This window comes from Rhizobium sp. BK313, from assembly GCF_014193655.1.
Lineage (GTDB): Bacteria > Pseudomonadota > Alphaproteobacteria > Rhizobiales > Rhizobiaceae > Rhizobium.
In genome coordinates, this window is record NZ_JACHZQ010000003.1 from 511,458 (window position 1) to 532,819 (window position 21,362).

General features: G+C 61.4%; 22 protein-coding genes. 8 read left to right on the forward strand and 14 right to left on the reverse strand.

Annotated elements, in window-relative coordinates; genetic code table 11:
- Positions 1–8: 8 nt before the first annotated feature.
- From FHT86_RS18920 to FHT86_RS18935, 4 genes are all read right to left on the reverse strand, one after another.
- Entirely contained in the window at positions 9–422 is a 414-nt protein-coding gene (locus FHT86_RS18920; RefSeq protein ID WP_133708358.1) for a tellurite resistance TerB family protein, read from the reverse strand.
- Between the two features lie 80 nt (positions 423–502).
- Complete coding sequence (locus FHT86_RS18925; RefSeq protein ID WP_133708359.1) at positions 503–1,771, reverse strand: hypothetical protein; 1,269 nt, start codon at positions 1,769–1,771, stop codon at positions 503–505.
- A gap of 15 nt (positions 1,772–1,786) precedes the next feature.
- A complete protein-coding gene (locus FHT86_RS18930; protein WP_133708360.1) occupies positions 1,787–2,452 on the reverse strand; it encodes a helix-turn-helix transcriptional regulator in 666 nt (221 codons plus the stop codon).
- A 137-nt stretch (positions 2,453–2,589) separates the two neighbouring features.
- A complete protein-coding gene (locus tag FHT86_RS18935; RefSeq protein ID WP_133708361.1) occupies positions 2,590–3,018 on the reverse strand; it encodes a hypothetical protein in 429 nt (142 codons plus the stop codon).
- 109 nt (positions 3,019–3,127) lie between these two features.
- Here FHT86_RS18935 and FHT86_RS18940 point away from each other — a divergent pair, with 109 nt between their 5' ends.
- Positions 3,128–3,484, forward strand: a complete 357-nt coding sequence (locus FHT86_RS18940; protein WP_133708362.1) for a DUF952 domain-containing protein — start codon at positions 3,128–3,130, stop codon at positions 3,482–3,484.
- Positions 3,481–4,569 carry a quinone-dependent dihydroorotate dehydrogenase gene (locus FHT86_RS18945; protein WP_133708363.1) on the forward strand — a complete coding sequence of 363 codons (1,089 nt, stop codon included), beginning with the start codon at positions 3,481–3,483 and terminating at the stop codon, positions 4,567–4,569. Before FHT86_RS18940 ends, FHT86_RS18945 begins: the two co-directional genes overlap by 4 nt.
- On the opposite strand, the gene FHT86_RS18950 is transcribed toward FHT86_RS18945, so the two are convergent.
- The 3 genes from FHT86_RS18950 to FHT86_RS18960 are packed head-to-tail and all read right to left on the reverse strand — an operon-like array spanning position 4,545 to position 6,683.
- Complete coding sequence (locus tag FHT86_RS18950) at positions 4,545–5,894, reverse strand: MATE family efflux transporter (RefSeq protein WP_133708364.1); 1,350 nt, start codon at positions 5,892–5,894, stop codon at positions 4,545–4,547. The genes FHT86_RS18945 and FHT86_RS18950 overlap by 25 nt on opposite strands.
- Positions 5,895–5,911: 17 nt before the next feature.
- Complete coding sequence (locus tag FHT86_RS18955; RefSeq protein ID WP_133708365.1) at positions 5,912–6,415, reverse strand: CAP domain-containing protein; 504 nt, start codon at positions 6,413–6,415, stop codon at positions 5,912–5,914.
- 1 nt (position 6,416) lies between these two features.
- Positions 6,417–6,683: a DUF6460 domain-containing protein gene (locus tag FHT86_RS18960; protein ID WP_133708366.1), complete on the reverse strand. Its 267-nt coding sequence runs from the start codon at positions 6,681–6,683 to the stop codon at positions 6,417–6,419.
- 182 nt (positions 6,684–6,865) lie between these two features.
- On the opposite strand from FHT86_RS18960, the gene FHT86_RS18965 reads away from it, so the two are divergent.
- Positions 6,866–7,810 (forward strand): methyltransferase domain-containing protein, encoded by a 945-nt coding sequence (locus FHT86_RS18965; protein WP_133708367.1) that lies wholly within the window; start codon positions 6,866–6,868, stop codon positions 7,808–7,810.
- Positions 7,811–7,934: 124 nt separating this feature from the next.
- Here the strand turns inward: FHT86_RS18965 and FHT86_RS18970 are convergent, their stop codons facing one another.
- Entirely contained in the window at positions 7,935–8,126 is a 192-nt protein-coding gene (locus FHT86_RS18970) for a DUF2735 domain-containing protein (protein WP_133708368.1), read from the reverse strand.
- A 447-nt stretch (positions 8,127–8,573) separates the two neighbouring features.
- Here FHT86_RS18970 and FHT86_RS18975 point away from each other — a divergent pair, with 447 nt between their 5' ends.
- Positions 8,574–9,611, forward strand: a complete 1,038-nt coding sequence (locus FHT86_RS18975) for a glutamine synthetase beta-grasp domain-containing protein (protein WP_133708369.1) — start codon at positions 8,574–8,576, stop codon at positions 9,609–9,611.
- Between the two features lie 87 nt (positions 9,612–9,698).
- Here the strand turns inward: FHT86_RS18975 and FHT86_RS18980 are convergent, their stop codons facing one another.
- Both FHT86_RS18980 and FHT86_RS18985 read right to left on the reverse strand, forming a co-directional pair.
- Positions 9,699–10,160: a carboxymuconolactone decarboxylase family protein gene (locus FHT86_RS18980; protein ID WP_133708370.1), complete on the reverse strand. Its 462-nt coding sequence runs from the start codon at positions 10,158–10,160 to the stop codon at positions 9,699–9,701.
- 23 nt (positions 10,161–10,183) lie between these two features.
- On the reverse strand, positions 10,184–10,684 hold the full coding sequence (locus FHT86_RS18985; RefSeq protein ID WP_133708371.1) for an Rrf2 family transcriptional regulator: 501 nt from the start codon (positions 10,682–10,684) through the stop codon (positions 10,184–10,186).
- Positions 10,685–10,860: 176 nt separating this feature from the next.
- Between FHT86_RS18985 and FHT86_RS18990 the strand changes: the two genes are divergently transcribed.
- Positions 10,861–13,371 carry a ligase-associated DNA damage response DEXH box helicase gene (locus tag FHT86_RS18990; RefSeq protein ID WP_133708635.1) on the forward strand — a complete coding sequence of 837 codons (2,511 nt, stop codon included), beginning with the start codon at positions 10,861–10,863 and terminating at the stop codon, positions 13,369–13,371.
- A 75-nt stretch (positions 13,372–13,446) separates the two neighbouring features.
- Positions 13,447–14,187: a ligase-associated DNA damage response endonuclease PdeM gene (gene pdeM, locus FHT86_RS18995; RefSeq protein ID WP_133708372.1), complete on the forward strand. Its 741-nt coding sequence runs from the start codon at positions 13,447–13,449 to the stop codon at positions 14,185–14,187.
- Between the two features lie 99 nt (positions 14,188–14,286).
- Here pdeM and FHT86_RS19000 read toward each other — a convergent pair whose 3' ends face one another.
- The gene (locus FHT86_RS19000) at positions 14,287–14,847 is read right to left on the reverse strand and encodes a dihydrofolate reductase family protein (RefSeq protein ID WP_133708373.1); all 561 of its coding nucleotides are present in this window, start codon (positions 14,845–14,847) and stop codon (positions 14,287–14,289) included.
- A 111-nt stretch (positions 14,848–14,958) separates the two neighbouring features.
- Between FHT86_RS19000 and FHT86_RS19005 the strand changes: the two genes are divergently transcribed.
- Positions 14,959–15,462, forward strand: a complete 504-nt coding sequence (locus FHT86_RS19005) for a winged helix-turn-helix transcriptional regulator (RefSeq protein WP_133708374.1) — start codon at positions 14,959–14,961, stop codon at positions 15,460–15,462.
- Here FHT86_RS19005 and FHT86_RS19010 read toward each other — a convergent pair whose 3' ends face one another.
- Complete coding sequence (locus tag FHT86_RS19010; RefSeq protein WP_133708375.1) at positions 15,463–16,272, reverse strand: TIGR02186 family protein; 810 nt, start codon at positions 16,270–16,272, stop codon at positions 15,463–15,465.
- A complete protein-coding gene (locus FHT86_RS19015; protein ID WP_133708376.1) occupies positions 16,269–17,195 on the reverse strand; it encodes a sulfite exporter TauE/SafE family protein in 927 nt (308 codons plus the stop codon). The genes FHT86_RS19010 and FHT86_RS19015 overlap by 4 nt, the downstream gene beginning before the upstream one ends.
- A gap of 113 nt (positions 17,196–17,308) precedes the next feature.
- Between FHT86_RS19015 and FHT86_RS19020 the strand changes: the two genes are divergently transcribed.
- A complete protein-coding gene (locus tag FHT86_RS19020) occupies positions 17,309–17,569 on the forward strand; it encodes a hypothetical protein (RefSeq protein ID WP_133708377.1) in 261 nt (86 codons plus the stop codon).
- A 10-nt stretch (positions 17,570–17,579) separates the two neighbouring features.
- Here the strand turns inward: FHT86_RS19020 and FHT86_RS19025 are convergent, their stop codons facing one another.
- Entirely contained in the window at positions 17,580–21,335 is a 3,756-nt protein-coding gene (locus tag FHT86_RS19025; protein WP_133708378.1) for a peptidoglycan-binding protein, read from the reverse strand.
- Between the last annotated feature and the right edge of the window lie 27 nt (positions 21,336–21,362).

The window sequence follows — 21,362 nt, forward strand, 5'->3', positions numbered from 1 at the left end:
TAAAGTTTTCAGCCCTTGCGGTAGCGAGCAATGGCGCTGCGCTCGATGGCGGCGCAGGTGAGCTTGTCGAGACCGAGACGATCGCGCAGCAGGCTGAGCAGGCGCAGTTCCTCGGCCTTGACCGAGAAATCGGCGGAGGCGACCTCGACGGCAAGCGCATAGGCGGTGTCATAGAGCCGCACCGGCAAGGTGTCGCGCACCGTTTCCAGCACGATATCGAGCCCTTCACGGCCGGCAAGAAGCTTGGCGCAATCGCGCGACACGGAGATCAGTTTCTCGTCATCGAAACCATCGAAAACCGGAAGCGCATGGATCAGCTCGCCGATCCGTCCCAATTCCTTGTCGTTCATCGTCCGATCAACGGCGGACGCCATTACCATGACGTAGATCAGGGCCTCATGGGCGGAAAGCGGCTTATTCATTGTGGGCGAAATCCTCCGGTTTGGCAGCAGACTAGAAAGTCGAGCCTCTCATGACAAGAGCTGGTGTCGGAAGCGTGACGTCAGATTGGATTAAGTGGATCTTCCTTAGGCAGCGCCGGCGCGAGTGTTGATTTTCCGGCCGGGCGCGGATCGTCGCCGTAGATGCCGCGCTTCTGCTGCTTTGCCTGTTCGGCGAGGGCGACCAGCGGCGATCCGGCCTCCGGTTCGGCCCAGCCGAAGCGCACCAGCCATTCGCTGAGATCGATGCGAACATACCGGCAGGCGCCGGTCACCGTACCTTGCCAGGTCGGGCTCGGCAGGTCGCAGTCGATGGTGCGGCCGCGCAGATACATGCGGAAGGCTGTACGCGCCGCGGCCCCGCAGGGCCAGGTCTTGCCATTCGGCCCGGTGCACATCCGGTCGACATCGGTGGGAATGATGCCGGGAAGCTGCACCCTTTTGCCGGCAATGGTCAGTACACCGGCGCGATCAGAAAACGGCCGCACCAGTTCCACCGGCTTTGCTGGCTCGTTCGGCTTTTGACCGCCGTCGAGCGACGCTTGCTGCGATGCCGGTTCGGTAGGCGCAGTCCGGTGGGCTGAAGCCGCGAGCTCCCGGTCTGCTTGATCGGCCGGCCCCTGGCTCACCGGCGTCTGGCCTACATTGGTTTGGTCGGAAGTTTCCGGCTTCAGGGCAGCCTTGTCCGGCTTTGTTTTTTTCGCCTCTGCCGTCTGGGCCTGCGTCGTATTCGTCTTTGTCGGAGTTGCCTGCGCCGATTGCGTCGCGCCCGGATTCGCTGGAGTCGTCTTCGGTTGCGCCGACTCTGTCGACGTTTTGCTTTCAGCTTGCGTTGGCGACTGCGCTGCAGCGCCCGCTGTGCCTTTGTCGATTTGATCCGCGCCGGTGGCGAGAAGCGCTTTCGCCGTGTCTTCCGGCGTCGATGTCGTTGCCGCGGCGGAGGGTGTCGTCGCAGGTGTTTGATTGCCTTTGTCGGTCGTCCCTGGAGCTGCGGTGCTGGGTGCAATCGTTGCGGCATGCGTCGTTTGCTCGGCAACGGCGGCCGGCTGCACCGAGGTCTTGTCGTCCGGCTTCGTCTCGGCCGCGGGCGCTACCTCCTGCTTGGCCGTCTCGGCCGTCTGGACAGGAGTGGTCGTTGCCGGGATGGGGGTGGCCTTTGCCGTTTCCGTTGGCGCCGGTGCGGTCACCGCCGGGCGGCTTTCCGCTTCGGCCTCGATGTTGGCTTTGTTCGGCAACCCGAGACCATACTCCTCGACCTGTACGGCAATCAATGTCAGCCATGAACCGACGACCACACCTGCCAAACTTGCGAGCCAGATATCACGACGCATAACGAGAAAACTTTCCTATTGGCTGGCCCAAATGATCCGTGCAACCCATTCCACATCCGCAAGGTCGAAGCTGCGGTTCGGATGTTCCGGGTTGAGCGACAGTAGTTCGATCGACCGAGCGCTCTGTCTCAGCAGCACCTTGGCCATAACTTCACCCTCGCGGGTCTTGACCACCACCCGATCATTGCGCCTAATCTGCGCGCCCGGTTCGACGATCAGCACGTCGCCGTCACGATAGAGCGGCAACATGCTCTCGCCCTGCACTTCAAGGGCATAGACACCGCCCCTTTGCCCGGGAGCCACCGGAAACTCCACCATGTCCCAGCCCTGGCCGACCGGAAAGCCGCCATCGTCGAAAAAGCCTCCGGCGCCGGCCTGTGCAAAGCCAAGCAGCGGTATGGAGCTTGCCGGCGGGGAAAAAGCGCGATCGGAAGTGCCGCTGGCTCCATCCACCGAGCGCATGAAGCCGAGAAACTGCTCCATGCTGGCCCCGGTCGCATCCAGTACTTTGGCGATCGATTCCGTCGACGGCCAGCGCAGGCGTCCATCCTGGCTCAGCCGCTTCGATTTGTTGAATGAGGTGGGATCGAGGCCGGCGCGCCGGGCAAGACCGGACGCTGTCAGGGCATGCCGTTCGGCAAGCCTGTCGATCGCGCTCCATATCTGCTCATGTGACAGCATCGCCGTTCAGCACTCGGAAGCCGGAATATCCGGCGTTTGACCTTAAAGAAAGGTTAACTGAGGCTCTTTTGCGAGTAAAGGGCGACGTAGGAATAAGGTCCTTTATCCCCTTGCTTTCACTGTTAATTCCAGCAGCTTCAGGTTTTCTGCGGCTGCGCCTTGTCGTCGGGCACCTGCTTCTGGAATTCCTTCGCCATGTCCATGAAGCCGCGCATGAATTTCTGCATGATGCCGAGGGTGCGGTCGATGTCGGCGTCGCTCGGCAGGCTTGATCCGCTGCCAGAGGCCACGGTCTTCTCCAGCTTCGAGACGCGCTCGGAGAGGCGGTCGAGTTCGTCTTCATAGGCCGCGCGTTCATCCGCAGCCATGCGGCAGACCAGATTACCATTCTGATCCTGGCAGATCGACATGGCGCCCGTCTGTTTGTCCAGGCGGACAAAATGATCGCCGCTACGCTCGAGTTGGAAGCGCGTCACATCAGCCTCGGCTGCGTGGCCTGGCGCGGCGAGAAGAAGAGCGGCGGGCAGGATGAGGGCTGCAAGGCCTGATGCCATTTCCTTCGTCATGTCATCCTCCGGATTTTCTGCGTTTTAATCCCAAATAATCTGCGGTAGCCGTGGACATCTGCAGCGGTTTTCGTGCAAAGCCCTATCAGGGATAAACGTTTACACAGGAATGATGACCGCGATGCCAGTGGTTTACAAGATCGTGCCGGATACGCTGTGGCAGCAAGCCAGACAAACCGGGGTTTTTAATGGCGCAGCGATCGATCTGACCGACGGTTTCATCCATTTCTCGACCGCTAAGCAAGCCAGGGAAACGGCGGCGCGGCATTTCGCCGGCCAGACCGGCCTGCTGTTGGTGGCGATCGATGGCGGCACGCTCGGTGATAAGCTGGTGTTCGAGCCCTCGCGCGGCGGCGATCTCTTCCCGCATCTCTATGCGCCGCTACCGCTTTCGGCCGTGCTCTGGGAAAAGCCGCTGACGCTCGGTTCCGACGGCGCGCATGTCTTTCCGGAGATGCCGGAATGATCGGCGCCCTCCGCGATTTCGGCCGGCGCGGCCTGTTCATGTTCGATCCGGAAACGGCGCATGGCATGTCGATTGCGGCGCTGAGGTCCGGCCTCGTTCCGGCCTGCCGGATCAGCAACGATTCCCGTCTGCGTCAGACCGTAGCCGGACTGGATTTCGCCAATCCGCTCGGCATGGCCGCGGGCTATGACAAGAATGCCGAAGTGCCGGAGGCGCTGTTGAAGCTCGGTTTCGGCTTTACCGAGATCGGCACGGTGACCCCAAAGCCGCAAACCGGCAATCCGCGTCCGCGCATCTTCCGCCTGGTCGAAGACGAGGGTGTCATAAACCGCCTCGGCTTCAACAATGACGGCCACGAGGCGGCTTTCCGGCGTCTTCAGCCGATCCGCGGCAAGGGCATCATCGGCGTCAACATCGGCGCCAACAAGGATAGTGCCGACCGCATCGCCGATTACGTCGCCGGCATCCGCCGTTTCTATTCCGTCGCTCGCTATTTCACCGCCAATATCTCTTCGCCCAACACGCCGGGCCTGCGAGACCTGCAGGCGCGCGAGAGCCTTTCGGCGCTGTTGTCGGCTGTGCTTGCCGCCCGCGACGAGGAGGCGGAGAAGGCAGGCAAGAAAATTCCGGTCTTCCTGAAGATCGCGCCGGACCTGACCGAGGAGGGCATGGACGACATCGCCGCCGAAGTTTTGGCGCATGCGCTGGACGGTCTGATCGTCTCAAACACGACGCTTGCACGCGATGGCTTGAGGGATCAGGCCCAGGCGAAAGAAGCCGGCGGCCTCTCTGGCAAGCCGCTCTTCGAAAAATCCACGGTCGTGCTCGCAAAGATGCGCCGGCGCGTCGGCGCTGCTTTGCCGATCATCGGTGTTGGCGGCGTTTCATCGTCCGAAACGGCGCTGGAGAAGATCAAGGCTGGCGCCGATCTCGTGCAGCTCTATTCGTGCATGGTCTATGAAGGCCCAGGCCTGCCGGGCCGAATCGTTACCGGCCTGTCGAAGCTGCTCGACCGCGACCGTGTCGGCTCGATCCGCGAGCTGCGCGACAGCAGGCTCGATCATTGGGCCAGCCGAAACGTCTGATCGGCCCGCTTTTTCAGCCCCATAACGAGGAAAATGCCGCGGAACAGCAGGAAGGCGTTCATGGCCAACCAAAGGCCGTGATTGCCTAGGGTCGGTACGAAGACCGCAAGCGCCACAAGGTAGCCGGCAAACGACATCAGCATGCGGTTGCGCATGTCGCGCGACCACGTGGCACCGATGAAGACGCCGTCCATCAGGAAGGCGAGCGCGCCGGTCAGCCCGGTGACGGCGGCCCAAGGCAGGTAGGTTTCGGCAGCTACACGCACCTCTTCCGAGGTCGTCAGCAGGCGGATCAGTGCCGGGCCGATGGTGAAGAAGAAAAGGGCAGCGGCAAGCGCCAGTCCAAAGGACCAAAGCCCGGTCAGCTTCAACCCGCGCTCGAAGGCGGGGCGATAATTGGCGCCGATCGATCGGCCGGTAATCTGCTCGGCGGCGTTCGCCAACCCGTCGAGATAGTAGCCGGACAGCAGGAAGAAGTTCATCAATACCGCATTGGCTGCGAGCGTCACCGCGCCGAATGTGTTGCCGATGCGGGTCATCAGCGTGAAGGCGCCGATCAGCACGAAGGTGCGGATGAGGATGTCGCGGTTGAGCGCGAAGAGTTGCGTAAGCTTGGCGCGTGACAGGAGTTCGGCGCGGGCAGGCCGCTGTTCGCCGGAGAAACTGCGCAACACTATGGCAAGACCCGTGAGTGCGCCGACCGCCTCGCCGATCAACGTACCCCAGGCAACACCCGCGACACCCCAGCCGAGCCAGAGGCCGAGGAGGATGGCGAGGATGATGTTGACGCCATTGATCAATGTCTGCAGCAGAAGCCCGATGCGGCCCTGGCCACGCCCGAGCACGAAACCGAGGATGGCGTAGTTGGCAAGCGCTGCCGGGCCGGAGAGCATGCGGATCGAGAAATAGGTGCGTGTCGCGTCGGCAATGCCACCCTCAGGCCCCATCAATTTGACGCCGAGCCAGAGCAATAGGGGCGACAACAAGAGAAGCAGCAGGCCGCATCCAAGCGCCGAAAGCAGTGCTCGCCAAAAAACCGCCTGCTGCTCATGTCGGTCGTGGCGGCCATAGGCTTGCGCCGTCAGGCCGGTCGTTGAAGAGCGCAGGAAGTTGAAGCTCGCGAAAATGAGATCGAAGAGCACCGCGCCGATCGCCAGCCCCGCCAGCGCATCCGGCTGGCCGAGACGCCCGACGACGGCGGTATCGGCGAGGCCGAGCAACGGTGTCGTCATGAAGCCGAGCGTCATCGGAATGGCGATGGACAGCACCAGCCGGTGCGTCACGTCGAAGGGCAGAACCCTTCCACTATGCTCTTGATGATCCATGTCCAATCAGCCCCTCCTCAATTCGAGGAGAGCACCATGGACCAATAGGGCTTGTCACTGGAAGAGGGAGCATAGGCGAGAGCGACGCCTAGGCCGTTATATTTGCCGAGCATGTTGTGCAAATGCTTCGGCGAATTGATCCAGGCCGTCACCGCGGCATTCACATCGCGCTGGCCTTCGGCAATATTTTCGGCGGCCGGCAGCTTGACGCCGCTCGCCTTGACGCGCGTGCCGAAGTTGTCGCCGATACCCATCAGATGTTCCATCCTGTCGGCATCGGCCATGCGCTTGGCCTGGTAGATTGCTGCTGCGCTGGCCGCCGGATCGACCTTGAGCGGCGGCAGCCCGTTCTTGGCACGCAAGGAGTTGACGAGCGGCAGCGCGGAAGCGGTCTCGTCGTTGGCCGGCGTGTTGGAGACATGGGTGGGTGGTGTGGCGCAACTCGCGACGATGGCAGCCAGGGCAAGGCCGGTGAGACGCAGTGCGTGACGTCGCGTAAAAAGTGAAACTTCGGGGATCATATCAGCGGCGAAAGTTGAAGAGGCGGAGGATGACGAAGAGCGGAATGACGATCGTGGCGCCGAGCAGCAGATAATCGCCAAACTCGCCGAGCGCGGCAAAACCGCTATGCCAGAGATCGACAACGAAGCGACGAAAGCCGTACAGAAAATCCAGCGGCCGCCAGCCGAAGAACTTCATCACGAAGCCGACGATCAGCGACACGACAATAAGCTTCACGAGCGTGCGGCCGGGCGAGTCGCCGAGGAACCTATTCACCTGATCGGACATGCGGCTGTCTCCATAATGCCTGTCGAGCGGTTTTGAAATAAGGCTGCGACCTGCGACTCGCAAGCGCTTTCGCCCAGTGTTTCCTGAAACAAGTGCTTACCTGAAACAGGTGCTTGCCTGAATTAGGACTTGAGTTTTTTTGTGGCCGCGTCCAAAGGCGGATACCAAACAGGATCGAGATCATGCTGCCGAGCCAGCTTTCCTCAGGTGACGTCATCGCCGACCGTCGCGCAGACTATGCGAAGATGCTTGCCGAAAGCGGCGAGCCGGCAAGCGCTGCCGAATTGATGGAGCAAACTCTGGAGCTGACGCCGGGCTGGGCGGCCGGCTGGTTCACTCTTGCGACCTATCGTGAAAAAGCGGGGAATACACAAGGTGCCATCGAGGCGCTGAATGAAGTCCTGACCCTCGATGCAGGCGATGTCTTCGGCGCCCGGCTGAAGCTCGCGGTTCTCGGAGCCGCCGATATGCCCGATCAGCCGCCGAGCCGCTACGTCGAGCGGCTGTTCGACGACTATGCCGACCGGTTCGAGACATCGCTGGTCGAAAAACTCGGCTACAGCGTGCCGCAGAAGCTTGCGGCTCTGATAGCTGGCACGGTCGGCATGCCCGCGCATTTCCGTCTTGCCGTCGATCTCGGCTGCGGTACCGGCCTGTTCGGCCCGGAAATCCGTACGCGGGTCGATCGGCTGGAAGGATTCGATCTGTCGAAAGGCATGCTCGCGAAAGCAGCGGACAAGGGCGTCTATGATCATCTCGGCCAAGCCGATCTGTCACTGCCTCCACCGTTGTCCGGCATTTTCGATGACGGGCTCGCGCCGGGACGCGCCGATTTGATCACCGCAGCCGACGTGCTGATGTATCTCGGCAATCTCCAGAGCGTCATGACGATCGTGGGGGGACTGGCCGCTTTCGGGGCTGTGTTCGCCTTTTCGGTCGAGGATGCGGAAGAGGAGGGGGGGTATCTTCTGCGCGACTCACTGCGCTTCGCTCATTCGGAAGCCTACGTCAGGGCGATATTGGCCGCCGATGGCTTTGTTGTCCGTAATCTCGCCCGCAGCGTCATTCGCATGGATGCCGGGAAACCGGTGCACGGCATTTTGTTCGTTACACAGAAATCCACGTGACCGGCCGAATGTTGCCGACCGTTCGTAGCCATTTGCTCAGTGTTGGACCAATCGCGCTCAACTTCTCCATCGCGATCAACCATCGGTCCGATCGCTACACCGTGCTCTGAGCTGAGCGGAAGCCTTACTGCTTGCGGGTCTGGTCGGATTCCGCGATCGCCGCCTCGTGATACCAGCTATCGAAGGCGGCAGTGCAGATGCTTGGGCCAATGTCGGGAGTAAGGTTTACTTTCTCACGTTGTCCGGCGGGTACGGGGCGAGCCGTGATGGGAAACCGGTAAATCTTTGCCGTTTCATGTTGAGGACTAATCGCCATTGCAACGTCTCTCCCTTTTTGGTGTTCAAGCGGGAGCGCTTCAAGAGACTTCTTATATATAGCAGAGTCCGTCCCCATTTTTGAGAGTCTTGCTTAAAAAAAATGCAAAAGGTTGAAATTATAGGCAATTTTGAGGTTTTGATATTAAAAACCGTAGCCCATGGAAGTCTGATTGCTGCGCTGCTTCGAATCTGCCGCACTGCGACAAGTTGGCAGCACTTTTCAGCCAAGTTGCTCACGATTTTGAAGGAATCGGAGGCCAGGCGAGGCAAAATCAACCAAAATTGACTCCAATTTGCGCGTTTTTCTTTCGCTGGGCTCACATGTCGCGCAGTTTGGCATGTCAAATGCATGTCACATGGTCAGCCGTAGGTGGCGAAGATTTGCGGGCGGGCGCGCCTTTGAATTTTTTCTACTTCGGGTAGTTAACCCTGATTGAGGTGCGTAATGACTAAATACAAGCTCGAGTATATTTGGCTCGACGGGTACACCCCTGTACCGAACCTGCGCGGCAAGACGCAGATCAAGGAATTTGCTGATTTTCCGAAGCTTGAAGAGCTCCCGCTCTGGGGCTTCGATGGCTCATCGACGATGCAGGCCGAAGGCCGCAGCTCGGATTGCGTGCTGAAGCCTGTTGCCGTTTACCCGGACCCGGCCCGCACCAACGGCGCACTCGTCATGTGCGAAGTCATGATGCCGGATGGCGTCACGCCCCACGAATCCAACAGCCGCGCCACCATCCTTGACGACGAGGACGCCTGGTTCGGTTTCGAGCAGGAATACTTCTTCTACAAGGACGGCCGTCCGCTCGGCTTCCCGGAATCCGGCTACCCGGCTCCGCAGGGTCCTTACTACACCGGCGTTGGCTATAAGAATGTCGGCAACGTCGCCCGCCAGATCGTCGAAGAGCATCTCGATCTTTGCCTGGCTGCCGGCATCAACCATGAAGGCATCAACGCCGAAGTGGCGAAGGGCCAGTGGGAATTCCAGATTTTCGGCAAGGGCTCCAAGCGCGCTGCCGACCAGATCTGGATGGCCCGCTACCTGCTGCTGCGTCTCTGCGAAAAGTACGGCATCGACATCGAGTTCCACTGCAAGCCGCTCGGCGACACTGACTGGAACGGCTCGGGCATGCATTGCAACTTCTCGACCAAGTTCATGCGCGAAGTCGGCGGCAAGGCCTACTTCGAAGCGCTTATGGCTCAGTTCGACAAGAACCTTCAGGACCACATCGCCGTCTACGGCCCGGACAACCACATGCGTCTGACCGGCAAGCACGAAACGGCTCCGTGGAACAAGTTCAGCTACGGCGTTGCCGACCGAGGCGCTTCCATCCGCGTTCCGCATTCCTTCATCAAGAACGACTACAAGGGCTACCTCGAAGATCGTCGTCCTAACTCGCAAGGCGACCCCTACCAGATCGCTTCGCAGGTTCTGAAGACCATCTCGGAAGTTCCGACCTCGGCTGCTTCGGCTGCTGCTTGATCGTTATCGGTCTCGGTCCCCGAGACAAAGACAAAATAAAAAAGCGCGGGATTTCGGTCCCGCGCTTTTTTGTTCTTGCAATCGTGCTTACGCTGCCTTCGCGTCCTTATCGATCGGATGCTGCGAGCGAAAACCAACGGCCAGCCGGTTCCAGATATTGATCGCGCCGATCGCGACGGTGATCTTGACGATCTCTTCCTCGCCGAAATGCGGCTTCAGCGCTTCGAAATCCGCATCCGGTATGCCTGTTTCCGCTATCTTCGTCACCGCATCGACCCAGCCGAGCAGAGCCCGTTCGCGGGCGTCGTAAACCGGCGATTCCCGCCAGACGCACATTAGGTTGATCCACTGTTCGCTGAGGCCGTCGTGCCGGGCTTCCTTGACGTGCATGTCGACGCAATAGGCGCAGCCGTTGATCTGCGACGCTCTGAGCTTGATCAGGTGAATGAAACGGCGCTCCAGGCCTGAGGTCTGCACGAAGTTTTCCAGCGCCGTGACGGCCTTGTAGGACTCCGGCGAAGCCTTGGCGAAGTTAAAGCGAGGTTGCATGGGTCTCTCCTTGGATTTTCGATTTATCGAATGGTTCTGCGTTCATTGAGGGCAAGGAAGGCGCAGCCTCTTGCCGCGATGGCGCCGTCGTCGCTCTCCGCAAGATCGGCGAGGACATCGGCGATGGTGGTCTTGGCAAGCTCGGCGCGGTACACCCGCTCGGCCGCCAGCATCGCCGCGCTGATGCCGCACGGCTTTGCGAAGTATTTTCCGGGCAGCGAGTTCGGCCCGCGCTGGCGGATTTCGGCGCAGCGAAAGGCAGGTGCCGGCCCTTCAACGGCAAGCACGATATCGAGAAGGGTGATTTTAGCCGGCAAACGCGCCAATCGGTAGCCGCCTTTGGGGCCGGGCACGGTGTCAAGAATGCCAGCGCCGGAGAGCGCCTGCAGATGTTTCAGCAGATAGCTCACCGATACTCCGTGAAACTCGGCAATCGCCGCCGCCGAAAGCACACCGCCGTCCGACAATCCTGCCAGCATTGCGACGCTGTGTATGGCCTGCTCAACGCCTTCCCCAAGTTTCATGGTTTGTCCTTTTCATATCGTGGATGGTTTTTGTCCATGATTATCTTAAAAGTCAACAGGAGATGCCGGGTATGCGACGGATCAACTCGGCGCTGTTGTGCCACCCCGGCCATCCATCGGACTGCGTCATCCTCCACCCCGCTTCCTATCCTCCGCATTTCGACTACATTTGCCCCGTGGACCAGATCGATTCCGAGCGCCGCCTTGCCTTGCCTGCCCCCTTCATCCGCTGGTTCGCGGAAAAGGGCTGGCAGCCGCGCGCCCATCAGCTCGAACTGTTGGCCCGCGCCGAGGCTGGCGAGAGCACGCTGCTGATCGCGCCAACCGGGGCAGGCAAGACGTTGGCCGGATTTCTTCCTTCGCTCACCGACCTGACGCGCCGCGGTAAAATCCCGGCCGGTTCGGCCTTCACCGGCATTCACACGCTCTACATCTCGCCGCTAAAGGCGCTGGCCGTCGATATCGAGCGTAACCTGATGAAGCCGGTCACGGAAATGGGGCTGCCGGTCTCTGTCGAAAACCGTACCGGCGATACGCCTGCTGGTAAGCGGCAACGCCAGAAACTCAATCCGCCGGACATCCTGCTGACGACGCCGGAACAAGTGGCGCTGCTGCTCGCCAATCGCGAGGCGGAGCGTTTCTTCAAGGATTTGAAATACATCGTCCTCGACGAACTGCATTCGCTGGTGACGTCGAAGCGCGGCCACATGCTTTCACTCGGCCTCGCTCGCCTCCGCAAGCTTGCGCCCAATCTGCAAACCACCGGTCTGTCGGCAACGGTAGCCGAGCCGATGGACCTGCAGAAATGGCTGGTGGGGCAGGAGGAGGGGGCGGAGCAGCATGCGGGCCTGGTGATGGTCGACGGTGGCGCCAAGCCCGACATTTCGATCCTTAAGACAGACGAGCATATCCCCTGGTCCGGCCACTCCGCCAAATACGCCATCCCCGATATCTATCGCGAGCTGAAAGAGCATCGGACGACGCTGCTCTTCGTCAACACGCGTTCGCAGGCGGAAATGCTGTTCCAGGAGCTGTGGTCGGCAAACGACGACAATCTGCCGATCGCGCTGCATCACGGCTCGCTCGATGTCGGCCAGCGTCGCAGGGTCGAAGCCGCGATGGCCGCCAACAGGCTGCGCGCCGTCGTCGCCACCTCGACGCTCGATCTAGGTATCGATTGGGGTGATGTCGATCTCGTCATCCATGTCGGCGCGCCGAAGGGGGCATCGCGCCTTGCCCAGCGCATCGGCCGCGCCAATCACCGCATGGACGAGCCGTCCAAGGCGATCCTCGTGCCTGCCAACCGTTTCGAAGTGATGGAATGCCAGGCAGCACTCGATGCCAATTATGTCGGCGCGCAGGATACGCCGCCGGTCGGTGCCGGCGCGCTCGACGTCCTTGCCCAACATATTCTCGGCATGGCCTGCGCCGAACCCTTCGACATGCTGGAACTCTACGACGAGATTCGGAGCGCTTCGCCCTATGCCGACGTATCCTGGGAGACGTTCGAGCGCATCGTCGATTTCGTCGCCACCGGCGGTTATGCCTTGCGCACCTATGAGCGTTACGCCCGCATCCGCAAGACGCCGGAGGGCCGCTGGCGTGTCTCCAATCCGCAAGTGGCACAGCAGTACCGCCTGAATCTCGGCACCATCGTCGAAGAGGCAATGCTGAACATTCGGCTGGTCAAACGCAATGCGCTGGGTTCGCTCGGTCGCGGCGGCGCCCCTCTCGGCAAGGTCGAGGAGTATTTTCTCGAGCAGCTTTCCCCAGGGGACACGTTTCTGTTCTCCGGCAAAGTGTTGCGTTTCGAGGGCATCCGCGAGAATGAATGCCTGGCCTCGCAGGCCTTCTCCATGGATCCGAAAATCCCCTCCTACGCCGGCGGCAAGTTTCCGTTGTCCACCTATCTCGCCGATCAGGTGCGCACGATGATCTCCGATCCCGAACGCCGGCATCGATTGCCGGATCAGGTACGCGACTGGCTCGAGCTGCAGAAGGACAGGTCGTTGCTGCCGAAGCGCGATGAGTTGCTGATCGAGACGTTTCCGCGCGGCAGCCGCGCCTACATGGTCGCCTATCCCTTCGAAGGACGGTTGGCGCACCAGACGCTTGGCATGCTGTTGACGCGGCGGCTGGAGCGGGCCGGCGCAAAGCCGATGGGCTTCGTCGCCACGGACTATTCACTCGGCATTTGGGGGCTGGAGGACATGGGCCTGATGATTGCCAACGGCCGTCTCAGCCTTTCCGATCTCTTCGACGAGGATATGCTCGGCGACGATCTCGAAGCCTGGCTCGATGAATCCTTCCTCCTGAAACGCACCTTCCGCAATTGCGCGGTCATTGCCGGCTTGATCGAGCGTCGTCATCCCGGCAAGGAAAAAACCGGCCGGCAGGTGACGGTGTCGGCCGATCTGATCTATGACGTGCTGCGCAGCCACGAGCCCGATCATATCTTGATGCAGGCGACCCGACAGGATGCGGCCACGGGGCTTTTGGACATTGGCCGTCTTGGGGATATGCTGAAGCGAATCAAGGGCCATATCACCCACCGGGCGCTGGATCACATCTCGCCGCTCGCCGTGCCGGTGATGCTGGAAATCGGCAAGGTGCCCGTGCCGGGCGAGGCTCATGATGTGGTGCTGGCGGAAGCGGCTGACGATCTGATCCGCGAGGCGATGGAATAACGCATGATCCAAAAAAGTGCGAAGCCGTTTTCGGACAAGATCATGCAAAACTAATGACGAGAGTAGACTAAATTGATGAACCGCCTGGCGCTTGCGCGAGAAATGAACGGCCAATTCAGGAACGGACTGACGCCCGCATCGGGTGTCGAGACCGCCGTCCAGGGCGTCGCCGCCGTCTGCGATCCGCTTGGTGCACTCTACCTGCCGGATGCCGGCATCCTCGTCGTCTCTGATCTGCATCTGGAAAAGGGGGCGGCCTTCGCGCGGCGCGGCATGCTGTTGCCGCCCTATGATACGCTGGCGACGCTGACCGTGCTTTCCGCCGTCATTTCCCGCTACGATCCGAAACTCGTCGTTTCACTCGGAGACAATTTCCATGACCGTGTCGGCTCCGAGCATCTGCCGGAGGAATTCCGCAGCCTGATCGTCAATATGGCGCGCGGCCGGGAATGGATCTGGATCAACGGCAACCACGATCCGGATGGTACGGTCGATCTGCCCGGTCGCTCCGTCGATGAGATGCACTATGGCGGCTTGACCTTCCGCCACGAACCGAGGGCCGGCCAACAGGCCGGCGAGATCGCCGGCCACCTGCATCCCTCCGCCACTGTCCGCCGCCGCGACAGATCCGTCCGCCGCCCGTGCTTCGCCACCGACGGCGCGCGCCTGCTGATGCCCGCCTTCGGCATCATGACCGGCGGGCTGGACCTGCGCCACAAGGCCATGGCCGGCCTGTTCGACCGGGAAAGTCTGATTGCGCACGTGCTCGGGCGTGACCGCATCTATTCGGTGCGGTTCGGCAATCTCACGGCTTAAAGCATGTCGCGCAAAAGTGTGCAGCGGTCTTGCGGCAACGACATGCGAAAACTGAGGATCTAAAGCGCAAGGAGCGAATACCAGAGTTCGCGATGCGCTTTAGGTCGCTTTCGCGGGCTCGTAGCGCAGGATCACCGCGCCGGTCTTGAGGGGCGTCGATTCGAGCAGCGTCATTGGAATCTGTTCTCCCGCTGGCTTGAAATGCGGGTTGCCGCTGCCGAGGACGACCGGAACAAGGCAGATGCGGATTTCGTCCACCAGTCCCGCTTTCAGAAGCGTATCCGCCACCTCTGCGCTGCCGAAGATGAATATGGTCTTGCCGGGCTCTTCCTTCAGTTTCTTGACTTCGGCGACGATGTCGCGAATGACGCGGGTGTTGTTCCACTCCGCCCTGTCCATCGTCCGCGAGGCGGCGATCTTGGCGATGCCGTTCATATAGGTGGCGATCTCGGGGGTTTCCGTCGCGGTCGGCCAATAGGCGGCCATGCCTTCATAGGTCTTGCGGCCGAAGATCAGCAGATCGCCCTCGTTCCCGAGATCCTTCGCGTAACGCTCGAGCTCGTCGCCCCAGGCGAGCATATGGAAGTCCAGGTCCCAGGGTTTCGTTCCCTCGAAATAGCCATCCAGGGTCATGAGATTCCAGACAACAAGCTTTCTCATCGGTCTCCTCCTCTGTGATAACCGTATCATAATCAAAACTGGTTGCTAAAAGCAAGTGGTTGAAAGTTAGCGTGACTGGTGGCAAAGTGCAAGCAGTTTTTGGAGATCCCTATGGACGCGCTTAATCGCTCCGGCTGCCCGATCAATCTCACCCTGGAAATCCTCGGTGACCGCTGGAGCCTGATCATCATCAGGGATATCATGTTCGGCAGTCGCCGGCATTTTCGCGAGCTTTTGCAGAACTCGGAGGAGGGGATTGCCTCCAACATCCTCGCCGATCGGCTGAAGCGGCTGGTGGAGCGCGGGCTTTTGACCCGCGACGACGATCCGACTCATAAGCAGAAGGCCGTCTACAGCCTCACCGAAATGGCGATCGACCTTGTGCCGCTCTTTGCCCATATGGGCGCCTGGGGCCGCAAGCATCTGCCGGTCTCCGAAGAACTTTCGATCCGGGCGGAGTTGCTGGAAGATGGCGGGCCGAAGCTCTGGGAAGATTTTATGGATGAGCTGAGGGCGAAGCACCTGGGCAAGGTGTTGCCGCCGGGCACGCCGTCGGTGCTCGGCCGGCTGACGGAAGCCTACCTGGACGTAGTGGAACGAAAGAAGAGCGCTTGATCAGCTCTTCCGGAACACGAAGCTCGCCGTCCATCCCGTAATTAGTGCAAGAAGCACCGACAATGCACCGTAAGCGATCGGCTGGTTATGAGCAGCATCGGTGATGGTCTGTTCGATACCGGTCTTGATGACGCGCAGCGGCAGAGATTTTTCGGTCAGGAATTTGCCGCTCTTGAAGAGATAGGCCCGCACCGTATGCACGCCGTTGGGCACGTCGGCCGGGAGCCGCAGTGTCGCCCTGAACAGGCTGGAGCTGACGAAGCGCACGCCGGCCGGATCGCTTTCATAGAGGCCGCCGACCTCCTGCAGCCGCCGGAATGCCTGTCGAAATTCCGGCACATCGGCGCCGTTGCCGACGAAACCAACCGGGGTCAGCGGAATATGGTCCATGCCGATGCCGCGGTCGTTCAGCTCGAGCGGTGCGGTAATGTTGTCGACGGCACGCGTGCTCGACAACGAATAGGCCTGCGGCACATGCTCGAAAGTCATCGAGCGGGTGTTGACCCAGATGCCGAAGACCCGTTCCTTCCTGCGCACGGTGGCATTTTCGCGCGGTCCCTCCAGCACGACGACGATGTCGTATTGGCCGATCGCCAGGAGCAGTTGGTCGGTGTTGGCAAGTGCGCCGAAGATCGTCAGATCCGCGCCGGTGAAGTCGGAGGTGATGGCGATCTCGCTGGTCGAGGTGCCGATCTCCATCGTCTCGCGTGCTGTTGTGGAGGTCGTCGGCTGATCCAGCAGCACCTGCGCCTCAGCGCTCAATGGCGCAAGCAGGAGCCCTGCAGCGAGGATCAGGCTGAAACCTCTCACCGGCCCGCTCCTTCGAGCACGACCGAATAGATATCGGCCGGGGTGACCACCAATGCGATCGCCAGGCGCAAGCCGACGGCAAGCACGAGGAGGCCGAGCAAGGCGCGAAGCTGTTCGCCGCGCAGCTTCTGGCCGACGCGCACTCCATATTGCGCGCCGATAACGCCCGCCACCATCAGCAGGAAGGCCAGCACGATATCGACGGAATAGTTGGTTGCGGCCTGGACAACGGTCGTGTAGGCGGTGACGAAGATGATCTGGAATAGCGAGGTGCCGACGACGACATTGGTCGGGATGCGCAGCAGATAGATCATCGCCGGCACCATGATGAAGCCGCCGCCGACACCCATGACCGACGTCAGGATGCCGATGCCGAAGCCAAGGCCGATCACGGGAATGACGCTCAGATAGATCTTCGATTTCTTGAAGCGCATCTTCAGCGGCAGGCGATGCACCCAGCTGTGATGACCCGGCTTGCGGGGCATGGCGGGCTCATTGCGGGCGGCGCGGCGCATCGCGTTCAGGCTCTCCCACAGCATCAACCCGCCGATCGTGCCGAGAAAGACGACGTAAAGCAATGAAATGAAGAGGTCGAGCTGACCGATGCGCCTCAGCAGCGAGAAGATCCAGATGCCGAGGGTGGCACCTGTAAGACCACCGATCAGCAGTACCGAACCGAGCTTCATGTCGAGCGTGCCGCGGCGAAAATGCGTGATGGCGCCGGAGATCGACGAGGCGACGACCTGGTTGGCGCCGGTGGCGACAGCGACAACCGGCGGGATATTGTAGAAGATCAGAAGCGGGGTGATCAGAAAGCCGCCGCCGACGCCGAACATGCCGGAGAGAAACCCAACGGCCGCGCCCATGCCGAGAATAATGAAGATATTCACCGATAGTTCTGCGATCGGCAGATAGATCGTCACGGTCTGATCCCAGTTGCAGGTATCCGAGCGCAAACGACCGGACGCCTTGAACAATTTCCCCTTTAAACAGACGATTCTAATCTGAAATGATTGCCAGAGCCTTAGGAAAAGCGATGGCGTCATTCAGCTATCGAATTCTTCAATCCAATGTAACGCGGCATTTTCCGCGATTGTGTGACGGTTTTCGGCGCATGGCGCGAGATCGCGGCTTACCGTCAGTCGGGGCGATCAAATATGCTGACGACTTGATCGTGCGAATGGCAGCCGCAAGGGGAAACGGCGTCAAGGGCAAACGCTCCTTCGCCTCGAACACGCGGCTCGAGATCGTGCATCGCGACGACAGCGCGTTCGAAGGCTTCATCGATCGGAAATGAAGCCCTCGGTTTATTTGTTGCGGGCCAGAAGTTCCTTGACGACCTGATCGGTCACCCGGCCGTCTTGCGGGAGGCCGACGGATTTCTGGAAGCTCTTCAGCGCAGCGACGGTTTTGCCGCCCATGTTGCCATCCGGCGTGCCGGCGTCGAAGCCGTTGTTGTTGAGGATCGCCTGGATGTTGCGGATCGCCTTCTTCATGTCGATCGAGGCGGTGTTGACGCCCTTGCCGGTCGTCCACTCGTCGGGGATAGTCGTGCCGTTCGCCTTGGCGTCTAGCGGCTGCGGCTTCCAGAGGTCGACCTTGGCGCGGGCGCTTTCGAGCTCATCCTGTTTCATGGCGTTGGCCACTTCGTCGCGCTTCTGCGCAGCGTCCTTGTCGCCGCCCTTGGCAGCGATCGCGAACCATTTGTAGGATTCCTGCAGGTCCTGCTTCACCCCGTTGCCGCGCGCATAGAGGATGGCGAGGTTGAACTGACTGTCGGACACGCCAAGATTGGCCGCCTTGATGAACCAGTTTGCCGCGGTCGGGTAGTCCTGTGCGCCGGCGGCGCCCGAGGCGTAGAGGACGGCAAGGTTGTGCATGGCGCTGGCATTGCCCTGATTGGCGGCCTGCTCGTAATATTGCTTGGCCTTGGCGAGATCGCGGTCGAGGCCATTGCCCTTCTCGTACATGCTGGCGAGCCGGTACTGCGCCGGTGCGAAACCCTTGTCGGCGGAAAGCTGATACCAGCTTGCTGCCTGTTTGAGGTCGGTCGCAACGCCGCGGCCATCCGTGTAGCGCGCGCCGATTTCGAATAATGCGACGGGATCGCCGGACTTGGCGGCGGAAACGAGCGTCGGCGGCTGGATGCCGTCAGGTACCGTGATCGCGGTGGCGGGCGCTGACGCCGGGGCGACCGGTGCTGCAGTCGTCGTGGTATTGGCAGGTACGAAGGCTGCGGTTTGCTGAACAGGAGCGGCGTCTCCGGCCGGCGTCAGCGTTTCACTGGCCTGGTTGCCGTCGAGGGGTGCTGCAGTCGTCAGATGATCGTTCGCCGTGGCGACGGCCGGATTGGCTGGCACCGGAGAGATTTGCGCGGCCCCTCCGCCATCAGTGGCCGAAGCTTGCGCTGTCGGTTCCTGGCTGGCCGGCGCATTCGTTGCCGCCTGAGCCTCCGGTGCCGGCGCCTGAGCTGCATTGGCGACGGCGCTGTTTGCGGTGGCACCTTCGGCGGCTGAGGTCAGCACCGAGACTTCGGCCGGCGGCGGCGCCTTTTGGCCACGCGTCAGCGTGTTGACCAAGGGGAAAGCCATGATCGCAAGTAGTGCTGCGCCGATAGCGAGCAGGATCGGCCGGCGGAAGCGCGAGAACGCGCCGCGCTTCTTCTCGCCGTTCTTGGCCGCAGGAGCCGAGCGCTGCGTCTGGTCCACTTCCATTGCGGCTGCCTGCGCGGCGCGGCGGGCGGCGGCGATATAGTCGGCGCGCTCGTTATCGCTCGGCTGTTTGACAGTGCCGCTGCGCGCGGCATTCTGGCTGGCGCGTACGCGCTCCAGGATCTTCTTGATATCAGGTGCGCCGGAGCCTGGCTCGAGCAGCTCATTCGCCTCCTCGGCAGGCATCATGTCGACTGGATCGATCGACGGCGCCTGCTCGATCACCGGCCGGTCGGGCAGGAAGATCGGTTCGGCCTTTTCGGGCATGAAAAAACGTCTGCCGAGGTTGGCGAGCAGACCCGATTTCGCCCCGTCCTTCTTCGCTGCGGCCTTGATCTCCGCCTTGGTGACCGCATCGACCGCTTGCGCGACGGCGGCTTCCGGCGATGCCGTGGATTCGGCAGGCGCAACGGTGCGGATGACTGGTCCGGCCTTGTGCGGTGCAGCCAAGGGCGGCTTCACGGCCGCGTCGGTATGGGCGAAAACATCGTTCTCGAATTTGGCGGCCGGCATGGCAGGCGCCGGCTGGCGATGTTCCATATGATCCAGCCGGTCGGCGATCTGGAGCAGCGTGTCGTGCAGCGCCTCGAAGGTGCGGTGGGTGCGCTCGTCGCTGCTGCGGCTGAGGTCTTCGAGATGGCGAAGATCTTCAGCCAGCGCCGTCATCGCCGACATGTCGACAGCTGGCACGCCATGGCCAAGGATGCCTTCGCGCGAGTAGGCCTCGACGACGGCTTCTGCCGCGTGCCGGGCCGCCTCGATGATATACTCGTCATTGGTCGTCATATAATCTTCGATCGCACTCATGCGGCGATCGAAATCGGCGGGAATGTGGTCTGCAACCGCCCGAGGCTCGCTCATCAGCAGCGTCGAAAGATGAGCGATCTGTTCTTCGAGATGGCGTAGCGCCTGCGTGTCGGTCGGCGGCGCGGCGGTGCTCGCCTCCAGCCGCATGGCGATATCGGAAAGACGGCCTTCCAGCCGACGGACCGCGCCATCATCGAGGTTTGCGACTGGATGCGGCGGATGGAAATCCATCTCGTCGATGCGTCGCGCCAGATAGTCCAGCCGTTCGGCCAGCACGTGGTCGACCGAGCCGTGTTCCAGCGCATCGATCTTGCGAGAGATATCGGCGAGATGGTTGACAAGTTCCGGCTGCGGCGTCGCCTTCTGCGAGCGTTCCATCAGATAGGAGAGCTGATCCAGGCGCTCTTCCAGGCGGGCGGCCGCCTTGGCGCTGCCGAGCTCGTCGATGCGCATGGTCAGCGCTTCGAGGCGGCCGGAAAGATCGTCGGCAGGTTGGCGGCGCGCCGCATCGCGGCTCATCACATCAATTTGGTCGGCGAGTCCGCTGATGCGGCCTTCGATCCGCTGCATGGCCTGATCGTGCGGCTGCATCATGCCGCCGAGGCTTTCCATGGCTGTGGCGATCGACAGCAGCTTGTTTTCAAGCGCATGCACGGCGGGGCTGTCGCTCAGGCCGCCCAGATGCTGCTTGATATCGTCCAGGCGATAGGCGAGTGACACTAGTTCTTCCTGCAGACCGACAGTGTCGATTGCCTGAACCTGGCGCTCGACATGGTGCAGCGAATCCTCACGGGCGAGCCCGTCCATCAGCGAGCGCAATTCATCGAATTCCGCCTTCAGACCAGCAGTTTCCGGCTGGCCGGGATGACCGGCAAGCTGGCTGATGCTGTCGGCAAGCCGCGCCATGTCCTCGCGCACATCAGCGGCGAAATGCTTGTCTTCGGCATTGCTGCGAATGTCGCGGATTTCAGCGCGCAACGCACTGACTTCGCGGGTAATGCTCTCGGCGATATCGCGTTTCAGGTCTTGCCGCAGGTTGACCAGCGCTTGCGCGATATCGACGGAACTTTCGGCGGCAGGGCGCAGCGCGGAAGGTAGTGGTTGCCGTGAAGCCGGATTTTCACCGACGCGCCTGCCAAGTGGCGGCTGCTCGGCAATCGGGGCTTCCTCACGACGGGCATGCAGGCGCTCGCGGCTCGCCTCCAGCGCGCGCTGGCGCTGGCGGATTTCAGCAAGGGGATCGGGCCGCAATTCGGCTTCCGCGCGTTCCCGACGTTCGGCATGGAGAGGGCGCTCGTAGGGGCGGCCGGGATACGCTTCGCGCTCAATGCGCGGTGTGCGTTCCGGAAGGGGAGTACGTTCCGGCCTAGGCGTCCGCTCGGGCGCTGCGGCATAACCGCTTGCGACACGCTGATGCGTGTCCCGGACGGCAGCCGTGCCCATCAGGCCTTCGATGCGCGCCTCCAGCCCCTCGATGGTGCGGCTCAACGCATCCAGCGACGTCCAGTCGCCCGTGCCGGTAGGATTTGATCGCGATCCGCTCATCTTTTTGCTCGCTTCGACATATGGACC

What these genes read in the sequence shown, in the direction of transcription:
- FHT86_RS18920 (WP_133708358.1), bottom strand. Translation starts at nt 422, where the DNA reads ATGAATAAGCCGCTTTCCGCCCATGAGGCCCTGATCTACGTCATGGTA.
- FHT86_RS18925 (WP_133708359.1), bottom strand. Translation starts at nt 1,771, where the DNA reads ATGCGTCGTGATATCTGGCTCGCAAGTTTGGCAGGTGTGGTCGTCGGT.
- FHT86_RS18930 (WP_133708360.1), bottom strand. Translation starts at nt 2,452, where the DNA reads ATGCTGTCACATGAGCAGATATGGAGCGCGATCGACAGGCTTGCCGAA.
- FHT86_RS18935 (WP_133708361.1), bottom strand. Translation starts at nt 3,018, where the DNA reads ATGACGAAGGAAATGGCATCAGGCCTTGCAGCCCTCATCCTGCCCGCC.
- FHT86_RS18940 (WP_133708362.1), top strand. Translation starts at nt 3,128, where the DNA reads ATGATGACCGCGATGCCAGTGGTTTACAAGATCGTGCCGGATACGCTG.
- FHT86_RS18945 (WP_133708363.1), top strand. Translation starts at nt 3,481, where the DNA reads ATGATCGGCGCCCTCCGCGATTTCGGCCGGCGCGGCCTGTTCATGTTC.
- FHT86_RS18950 (WP_133708364.1), bottom strand. Translation starts at nt 5,894, where the DNA reads ATGGATCATCAAGAGCATAGTGGAAGGGTTCTGCCCTTCGACGTGACG.
- FHT86_RS18955 (WP_133708365.1), bottom strand. Translation starts at nt 6,415, where the DNA reads ATGATCCCCGAAGTTTCACTTTTTACGCGACGTCACGCACTGCGTCTC.
- FHT86_RS18960 (WP_133708366.1), bottom strand. Translation starts at nt 6,683, where the DNA reads ATGTCCGATCAGGTGAATAGGTTCCTCGGCGACTCGCCCGGCCGCACG.
- FHT86_RS18965 (WP_133708367.1), top strand. Translation starts at nt 6,866, where the DNA reads ATGCTGCCGAGCCAGCTTTCCTCAGGTGACGTCATCGCCGACCGTCGC.
- FHT86_RS18970 (WP_133708368.1), bottom strand. Translation starts at nt 8,126, where the DNA reads ATGGCGATTAGTCCTCAACATGAAACGGCAAAGATTTACCGGTTTCCC.
- FHT86_RS18975 (WP_133708369.1), top strand. Translation starts at nt 8,574, where the DNA reads ATGACTAAATACAAGCTCGAGTATATTTGGCTCGACGGGTACACCCCT.
- FHT86_RS18980 (WP_133708370.1), bottom strand. Translation starts at nt 10,160, where the DNA reads ATGCAACCTCGCTTTAACTTCGCCAAGGCTTCGCCGGAGTCCTACAAG.
- FHT86_RS18985 (WP_133708371.1), bottom strand. Translation starts at nt 10,684, where the DNA reads ATGAAACTTGGGGAAGGCGTTGAGCAGGCCATACACAGCGTCGCAATG.
- pdeM (WP_133708372.1), top strand. Translation starts at nt 13,447, where the DNA reads ATGAACCGCCTGGCGCTTGCGCGAGAAATGAACGGCCAATTCAGGAAC.
- FHT86_RS19000 (WP_133708373.1), bottom strand. Translation starts at nt 14,847, where the DNA reads ATGAGAAAGCTTGTTGTCTGGAATCTCATGACCCTGGATGGCTATTTC.
- FHT86_RS19005 (WP_133708374.1), top strand. Translation starts at nt 14,959, where the DNA reads ATGGACGCGCTTAATCGCTCCGGCTGCCCGATCAATCTCACCCTGGAA.
- FHT86_RS19020 (WP_133708377.1), top strand. Translation starts at nt 17,309, where the DNA reads ATGGCGTCATTCAGCTATCGAATTCTTCAATCCAATGTAACGCGGCAT.
- FHT86_RS19025 (WP_133708378.1), bottom strand. Translation starts at nt 21,335, where the DNA reads ATGAGCGGATCGCGATCAAATCCTACCGGCACGGGCGACTGGACGTCG.